This is a genomic window from Bacillus sp. DHT2 (genome assembly GCF_026241455.1).
GTDB classification, from domain to species: domain Bacteria; phylum Bacillota; class Bacilli; order Bacillales; family Bacillaceae_G; genus Bacillus_A; species Bacillus_A pseudomycoides.
Window position 1 is genome coordinate 67,725 of record NZ_JAPHWH010000018.1, and the last position, 7,919, is coordinate 75,643.

At 38.7% G+C, this 7,919-nt stretch carries 5 protein-coding genes, 9 tRNA genes, 2 rRNA genes and 1 pseudogene; all 17 read right to left on the reverse strand.

What is annotated here, in order from left to right:
- Positions 1–2 precede the first annotated feature (2 nt).
- Positions 3–186, reverse strand: a pseudogene (locus ORL93_RS31335) (hypothetical protein).
- Positions 187–472: 286 nt separating this feature from the next.
- A complete protein-coding gene (glmM, locus tag ORL93_RS27400; protein ID WP_018767176.1) occupies positions 473–1,819 on the reverse strand; it encodes a phosphoglucosamine mutase in 1,347 nt (448 codons plus the stop codon).
- Complete coding sequence (locus ORL93_RS27405; RefSeq protein ID WP_018767177.1) at positions 1,812–3,275, reverse strand: CdaR family protein; 1,464 nt, start codon at positions 3,273–3,275, stop codon at positions 1,812–1,814. Before ORL93_RS27405 ends, glmM begins: the two co-directional genes overlap by 8 nt.
- A complete protein-coding gene (cdaA, locus tag ORL93_RS27410) occupies positions 3,268–4,095 on the reverse strand; it encodes a diadenylate cyclase CdaA (RefSeq protein WP_003204777.1) in 828 nt (275 codons plus the stop codon). Before cdaA ends, ORL93_RS27405 begins: the two co-directional genes overlap by 8 nt.
- Positions 4,096–4,346: 251 nt before the next feature.
- Complete coding sequence (gene rocF / locus ORL93_RS27415) at positions 4,347–5,240, reverse strand: arginase (protein WP_003194411.1); 894 nt, start codon at positions 5,238–5,240, stop codon at positions 4,347–4,349.
- Positions 5,241–5,460: 220 nt separating this feature from the next.
- The gene (locus ORL93_RS27420; protein WP_142308457.1) at positions 5,461–6,606 is read right to left on the reverse strand and encodes a glycerate kinase; all 1,146 of its coding nucleotides are present in this window, start codon (positions 6,604–6,606) and stop codon (positions 5,461–5,463) included.
- 162 nt (positions 6,607–6,768) lie between these two features.
- Positions 6,769–6,841 (reverse strand) — tRNA-Ala (locus tag ORL93_RS27425).
- Positions 6,842–6,851: 10 nt separating this feature from the next.
- Positions 6,852–6,923, reverse strand: a tRNA-Gly gene (locus ORL93_RS27430).
- A gap of 5 nt (positions 6,924–6,928) precedes the next feature.
- A tRNA-Lys gene (locus tag ORL93_RS27435) sits at positions 6,929–7,004 on the reverse strand.
- A 5-nt stretch (positions 7,005–7,009) separates the two neighbouring features.
- Positions 7,010–7,084: transfer RNA gene (locus tag ORL93_RS27440), tRNA-Gln, on the reverse strand.
- 65 nt (positions 7,085–7,149) lie between these two features.
- A tRNA-Tyr gene (locus ORL93_RS27445) sits at positions 7,150–7,233 on the reverse strand.
- Positions 7,234–7,249: 16 nt separating this feature from the next.
- Positions 7,250–7,325, reverse strand: a tRNA-Val gene (locus ORL93_RS27450).
- 5 nt (positions 7,326–7,330) lie between these two features.
- A tRNA-Glu gene (locus tag ORL93_RS27455) sits at positions 7,331–7,405 on the reverse strand.
- A gap of 23 nt (positions 7,406–7,428) precedes the next feature.
- Positions 7,429–7,501: transfer RNA gene (locus ORL93_RS27460), tRNA-Thr, on the reverse strand.
- Positions 7,502–7,505: 4 nt separating this feature from the next.
- Positions 7,506–7,580: transfer RNA gene (locus ORL93_RS27465), tRNA-Asn, on the reverse strand.
- An 8-nt stretch (positions 7,581–7,588) separates the two neighbouring features.
- Positions 7,589–7,704: ribosomal RNA gene (gene rrf, locus ORL93_RS27470) — 5S ribosomal RNA — on the reverse strand.
- A gap of 102 nt (positions 7,705–7,806) precedes the next feature.
- Positions 7,807–7,919 (reverse strand): 23S ribosomal RNA (locus ORL93_RS27475); the annotation flags it as partial.

Genomic DNA, 7,919 nt, shown 5'->3' on the forward strand with positions numbered 1-7,919 from the left:
CGTTACAAATGCTTACATTGCTTTGCGAACATGTAACGACATAGTCCAATCCCATTATTTACATATAAAAAACGGATTACATATTGCCAGCCCTGTAAGTCTGTAACGGCTTTCACCTTCCTCTCGATTGGGTTTCAGTCCGTATACACTTATACAGCCAGTATTCATCCGTTCTTTTTCCCTCATCACACTTTTATCTTTGTCCATTGAGTCACCTCAACGCTTTAAATAAAAGCTTTCGGTTGTGATGAACAACCGGGAGTCATCCGCCGAAATCTCGATAAAACTCCTCCTCGTCAACTACATAACTTGTAGCTCTGGCGCTTTCATAATTCATATATTAATTTTGAGAAAAAGAACAAGACCATCTTATAACAAACAGCATAAACCGTCAATGAAAATTTTTCATTGTCTATAAAACATATGAAAAAAGAGCACAAAACGTGCTCCTTTTTCATATGAAATTGGCGAATTATTCAGCGCCAACTTCAGCTTTCACAACTTCTACAATACGATGTACATATCCATCACAAAGTTCTTGTGTTGGTGCTTCTGCCATAACTCGAATAAGTGGCTCTGTTCCAGAAGGACGAACAAGGATGCGTCCTTCTCCGTTCATTTCTTCTTCTACCACACGGATGATTTCTTTAATTTTCTCATTTTCTAATGCCAGTTTCTTATCTGTTACACGAACGTTCACCAATAATTGTGGGAACTTTGTCATTTCACCTGCAAGCTCAGACAATGGTTTCTTCGTCATTTTCATAATGTTTACAAGCTGAAGTGCACTTAACATTCCATCTCCAGTTGTAATGTAATCAAGCAAGATAATATGACCAGATTGTTCACCACCAAGGTTATAACCGCCGCGTTTCATTTCTTCCATTACATAGCGATCACCAACTGCTGTTTTATCACTTGTAATACCGTTTGCTTCAAGTGCTTTGTAGAAACCTAAGTTACTCATGACTGTTGAAACAACTGTGTTATGTTTTAATTGACCAGTTTCTTTCATGTACTTCGCACAGATGTACATAATTTGATCCCCATCAACAACGTTTCCTTTTTCATCTACTGCAATTAAACGGTCTCCATCACCATCAAAGGCAAGTCCAATATCTGCACCTTTTTCTTTTACTAATTCTGCTAAACCTTCTGGATGTGTAGAACCAACACCGTCATTAATATTCATGCCGTTTGGTGAAGTACCCATTGTAGAGATATCAGCTTCTAAATCTGCAAATAAATATGGTGCTAAAGAAGATGTTGCACCATGCGCACAATCTAAAGCAATATGTAAACCTGAGAAATCTTCTTCTACAGTTTGTTTAATGTATTGTAAGTATTTTTGTCCACCTTCGAAGTAGTCATTCACTTGTCCAAGCTCTGTTCCTGCCGGACGTGGTAATTCATCTACTTCTTTATCTAATAAAGCTTCAATTTCAGCTTCTTGCTCATCAGTTAGTTTAAACCCATCTGAACCGAAGAATTTAATTCCATTATCTTGTACTGGGTTATGGGATGCTGAAATCATAACACCTGCTTGTGCATCTAATGCTTTTGTTAAGTAAGCAACCCCAGGAGTTGAAATAACGCCAAGGCGCATAACTTCTGCTCCAGTTGATAATAATCCTGCTACTAACGCACCTTCTAGCATATGACCAGATACACGTGTGTCACGACCAATAATCACTTTTGGACGATCTGTATCTTTTGTTAATACATACCCTCCAAAACGACCAATTTTAAACGCTAATTCAGGCGTTAATTCCTTATTCGCGACACCGCGCACACCATCTGTACCAAAATATTTACCCATTGCTATTCGCTCCTTTATTTTGCTCTTTTTGTTTTTCTGCTTCATTCTCTTTTTCAGATTCTTTGTTCTGTTCTTCTTTTGGTTTTTCTGTTGGTTTTTCTGTTGGTTTTTCTGTTGGTTTTTCTGTTTCATTCTCTTTATCTTTTTGTGAATCTGGTTGCTCCGGCTTACCTTGTACTTCTTGATCTGGTTTTTCTTTCTTTACAAGGGTTACCTTTACAGTTTTTTGTTTTGCTTCTATTGAAACATTACTAGGACCGCTAACCTGAATTGGAATATCATGCGTCCCAGAAGATATGTTTTGTAGATTAATTGATGCTGTTATTTGCGCCGCTGTTATTTTATCTACTATACTTGCTTCTCCTGAAATATCAACGCTTATCTTTCCACTTTGTGGAGAAAGTAGTTGTAAAGTGAATTCATCTGACAATCCATTTTTTTGTATAGAAATGCCATCTATTGTCTTATGCTTTACAGTTTTTTGTTTTTGCACTTCGACAGAAACCTTCACTTGACTGGGGCTTACATTGGTTACACCTTTCGGTAATAAAACAGAGGCATCGAATGTTGTAGATTCCGTAATTTTACTAAGATCTACTTCGACGCCCTCCAAGGACTTTATATTATCCAAAACATCTTTTGGGCCTGATATTGTCACTTCATTTGGTTCGATACCGATGTTTGTAACCGCTAACCCCTCTGGTAGACTTCCTCTTTTCACATAAGTTAGTGGCACAGTTTTTTCAATATTATTTGTCGCAGTTGGATTTGAAACTGGGATTGTAACATTTACTTTAGACGGTGTTGTTTGTAAGTCTAATTTCCGGCCCTCTTCATCATACAGTACAATTTCGGCTGTCTTTGTTACTGTTTTTGTTATCCCCTTCAAATCAACATACGCCCTGACAAGCGCAACTTTTGCTAGTTCCTCTTCTGTACCCATAACTTCAACAGTTCCTGGTTTGATAGTCGGTTTTTCAACCATACTTCCTTGCATTTGACTCTCATTTGAGTACTTTACTTCCACAGGAAATGACTTTTTTGCTTTCTTTTGAATCGTAACTTTAACTTTCGCCGGTTGAACTGTTGCTTTTAAATTGTTTTCCATCCCGGTATACTTTAAAGGAACATCGTATGTTCCTGTAGAATACCCACGTAAATCTAAAGATACTCCAAACTCACGTTGCGACCTTGCTGCAGTAATTACATTTTTTGGCCCTTCCAATTTTATTTTTATATACTTTGGAACACCACTTACAATATATTTATCTTCATCATAATTTACTGCTACTACAACGTTAGATACTGTCTCCGTTACATCACCTGTTGGAAAAAGTGATGCACTCGTATTCCCTGTCGTGTTTTTATCTGACAAATTCGTCGACATGTAAAGCATTAACGCCAATAGTAATGAAATTCCTTTTAAAAACCAGTGGTTCTCCATTAGCTTATCCATGACGCTTTCTCCTCCAATTCCAATTCCATAAAGATGAAGAAGTTGTCTTCACATTTCCACTAAACTCTGCTAAAAGCATCTCTTTTAACTGTTCGACTTTTAAGTCACGATGCAATTCTCCATTTTTGGTTAAAGAGATTTGGCCTGTTTCTTCTGATACAACCACTGTAATGCTATCAGTTACTTCACTAACTCCCATCGCAGCCCGGTGACGCGTTCCTAATTCTTTTGATATGAACGGGCTTTCCGATAATGGCAAATAACAAGCTGCTGCTTTAATCGTATTTCCTTGCATAATCACTGCTCCATCATGAAGCGGTGTATTAGGGATAAAGATATTAATAAGTAGTTCTGATGACACATTCGCATTTAAAGGAATCCCGGTTTCTACATAATCTCCCATTCCAGTTTCTCTAGATAATGTAATAAGCGCACCTATGCGTCGTTTCCCCATATATTCAGTTGCCTTTGCCACAGCATTCGCAACGATTTCATGCTCTTCTTCTTCCTGACCAATTCCACGGGAGAACAAACTTCCTCTTCCTAATTGTTCAAGCGCTCGTCTAAGCTCTGGTTGGAAAATAATAATTATCGCTAAAAATCCCCATGTTAAAGCTTGGTCCGTGAGCCACTGCAATGTATGCAACTCAAATAAATAACTTAATATACGAACGATAATAATAACTGTAATCCCTTTCAAAAGTTGAACAGCTTTTGTTCCTCGGATTACAAGAATTAGCTTATATATAACAAACCACACAACGGCGATATCTAATATCGTACTGAGATATTTCAAAAGGTTCATATCTCCAAAAGGCATGCTAACCCTTCCTCCTACTTATGAGCAATTTTATCCATATACTGAAATATTATTATTTTGCTCTATCTGTATGTATTTACAACAACTAGTTAATTATACCATACATGAAAGAAACGACAATTACAACGACACCCCCTTGGTGAAAATTGGTAAGATGTCGAACTTTTCTTGTAAAGCGGTATAATATAACTCATTATTATACTCTTTTTTTAAAATAAAAAAAAGCAGCATTTCAGCTGCTTTTCTTACATTTATTTTAGTTTTTCACCGAATAAAGAACCCATTAAAGCTACCGCTGTTGTTGCCGTTCTATTTTTCTCATCTAAAATCGGATTTACTTCAACAAACTCAGCAGATGTAATGATATCAGCCTCCGATAACATTTCCATCGCTAAATGACTTTCACGATATGATAATCCACCAGTTACAGGTGTTCCAACTCCTGGTGCATCATGTGGATCAAGTCCATCTAAATCTAATGATAAATGAACACCATCTGTATGAGATAAATATGCAATCGTTTCTTCCATAACAGCAGTCATTCCCATACGATCAATTTCATGCATTGTAAACACTTTAATTCCTTCATTACGAATGAATTCTTTTTCACCTTCATCTAACGCGCGCGCACCGATAATAACAACGTTTTCCTTTTTAACCTTTGGATACGCTTCATATAAATTAACGAGTGAAGGATGTCCATAACCTAAACTTGCTGCAAGTGACATACCATGAATGTTTCCAGATGGTGATGTCTCTTCCGTATTTAAATCCCCATGTGCATCGTACCAAATAACACCTAAATTTTTATAGTTCTTTGCCACCCCTGCAAGTGTCCCGATAGCAATACTATGGTCACCACCTAATACAAGTGGAAAACGACCTTTTTCTATAATATGATCAACCTTACTTGCTAATTCATCACAAACATGTGCAACTTGTGTAAGGTTTCTTAATTTTGTATTTTCATCTATTTCTTGTTCTCTTTCAATACATAGGTCTCCGATATCTTCTACGTCATACCCAATATTTTGAATTCTTTCAATTACTCCTGCATAACGAATTGCACTTGGTCCCATATCAACCCCACGACGCATTTGCCCTAAGTCCATTGGAACTCCAACGATTGAAATTTCTTTCTTCATAGATAGTCTCCCCCTTTTATGCCTTCACTAAATATTTTAAATCTTTTCTATAGTCTGACTCAACTCGACATTTTTTTGTATGTATATGCACCTTATTCACCCATATCTACGTAGAAACCAATATCCTAAAGCTATTTTATGTATAAAACGAAACTCCTCCCAAGAAACCTCATTACACATGTATTCATAAATAATTGAAAGTAAAAAAACGCCTCCTATATTAGAGACGTCTTTCTGATGCTATTTTCCATACAGATGCGATATTTCGTGCGGACATTTCAATATTTTCCTTTGCTGTTATATATGCTTCCTCTAATGTCATTGGACTTGATGTGGCAGCAAACACAGCATCTATTCCTTCTTTATAAACTGAAATGTGATTAGGGAGCACGGAACCCCCAATAGCTATAACGGGTATATGAAGCTTCTTTGCCCGTCTAGCAATTCCAACCGGAGCTTTTCCATAAGCTGTTTGTACATCTATCCTTCCTTCACCTGTAAGAACTAGATCCGCTTCTTTTATATGTTCATCAAAATTTGTATAATCTAATACAATTTCAATTCCTTTTCTTAATTCCCCTTGTAGTACAGCAGCAACAGCAGCGCCTAATCCCCCCGCAGCTCCTGCACCTGCAATCTCTTCCACATCAATATATAAATATTTTTTTAATACATGGGCATAACGCTTTAAGTTATCATCTAACTGTGCAATCATTTCTGCACTTGCTCCCTTTTGTTTTGCAAATACAAAAGATGCTCCTTTTTGTCCTGTCAAAAGATTATCTACATCACACGCCGCTTCTAGTTTTACATGTGCTAAACGAGAATCCAACTTCGATAAATCTAAAGAATCAATAGAATGTAAATTTCCACCGACAGGTTCTATTACTCGTCCATCTTTCTCTAAAAATTTTACACCTAAGGCAGAGAGCATTCCGGCACCCCCATCGTTCGTAGCACTTCCTCCAAGACCTAAAATGATGTGCTGTACGCCTTTATCCAGTGCATCTAATATAAGCTCTCCCGTTCCTTTTGTTGTTGTAATAAGAGGATTTCGCTTTTTAACTGAAACATGCTGTAATCCTGATGCTGCTGCCATTTCAATAAACGCTGTTCTTTTGTCTTGAGAAATGCCGTAAAATGCTTCTACACGCTCACCAAGTGGACCTGTTACATGAAGTGGAATAATCTTTCCTCCTGTAGCATCAACAAGGGACTGGACTGTACCTTCTCCTCCATCTCCAATCGGGACTTTTACATACTCAGCTTCAGGAAAAATTTTAGTAAATCCTTTTTCAATAGCCTTACATACCTCTATCGCTCGTAAGCTTTCTTTATATGAATCAGATGCAATAACAATTTTCAACACCGATCCCTCCATTCCCCTTATTCCAACACACTTCAATTCAAATGGTATATTTCACTCTATCTTTCTATTGTAAACGAAATGAATGGAAACTCATCCTTATTAAGCAAGATAAACAAAAAACCTTACATCAAAAGATGTAAGGTTTTTTCTAATTTATAATGGAGCCTAGCGGGATCGAACCGCTGACCTCCTGCGTGCAAGGCAGGCGCTCTCCCAGCTGAGCTAAGGCCCCGAAGTAAAAAAGCGGAAGACGGGATTCGAACCCGCGACCCCAACCTTGGCAAGGTTGTATTCTACCACTGAACTACTTCCGCGAAAATGGTGAGCCATGAAGGACTCGAACCTTCGACCCTCTGATTAAAAGTCAGATGCTCTACCAACTGAGCTAATGGCTCGTAAATGGCTGGGCTAGCTGGATTCGAACCAGCGCATGACGGAGTCAAAGTCCGTTGCCTTACCGCTTGGCTATAGCCCATTAATATTTACTAGTATGGTTGTCTTTTCAAAAAAATAAACCTTTTCAGGTTGTTTTTTTGAAAATGGTGGAGGGGGGCAGATTCGAACTGCCGAACCCGAAGGAGCGGATTTACAGTCCGCCGCGTTTAGCCACTTCGCTACCCCTCCGACATTATAAAATATATGGTGGAGGATGACGGGATCGAACCGCCGACCCCCTGCTTGTAAGGCAGGTGCTCTCCCAGCTGAGCTAATCCTCCAAAAGTGGTGACCCGTACGGGATTCGAACCCGTGTTACCGCCGTGAAAGGGCGGTGTCTTAACCACTTGACCAACGGGCCAAAAAAATTTAAAACTGTTCCCAAGCTTCCAACCGGGCTTGAACCGGTGACCTCTTCCTTACCATGGAAGTGCTCTACCAGCTGAGCTATGGAAGCATAATGGCTCCGCAGGTAGGACTCGAACCTACGACCGATCGGTTAACAGCCGATAGCTCTACCACTGAGCTACTGCGGAATAATATTGCCTGGCAACGTCCTACTCTCACAGGGACAAGGTCCCAACTACCATCGGCGCTAGAGAGCTTAACTTCCGTGTTCGGTATGGGAACGGGTGTGACCTCTCTGCCATCATTACCAGACATTATTCATTTGAGACAATGATTATTATAACTTATTCACTTGAAAAGTCAATAAGTTTTTTTATATTCTCTCAAAACTAGATAACACTTGCTTCATATTATATGGTTAAGTCCTCGATCTATTAGTATTCGTCAGCTCCACATGTCACCATGCTTCCACCTCGAACCTATCAACCTGATCATCTTTCAGGGATCTTACTAGCTTACGCTATGGG

Excerpts from the sequence above, each read along its gene's own strand:
- glmM (WP_018767176.1), bottom strand. The coding sequence starts at position 1,819 with ATGGGTAAATATTTTGGTACAGATGGTGTGCGCGGTGTCGCGAATAAG.
- ORL93_RS27405 (WP_018767177.1), bottom strand. The coding sequence starts at position 3,275 with ATGGATAAGCTAATGGAGAACCACTGGTTTTTAAAAGGAATTTCATTA.
- cdaA (WP_003204777.1), bottom strand. The coding sequence starts at position 4,095 with ATGCCTTTTGGAGATATGAACCTTTTGAAATATCTCAGTACGATATTA.
- rocF (WP_003194411.1), bottom strand. The coding sequence starts at position 5,240 with ATGAAGAAAGAAATTTCAATCGTTGGAGTTCCAATGGACTTAGGGCAA.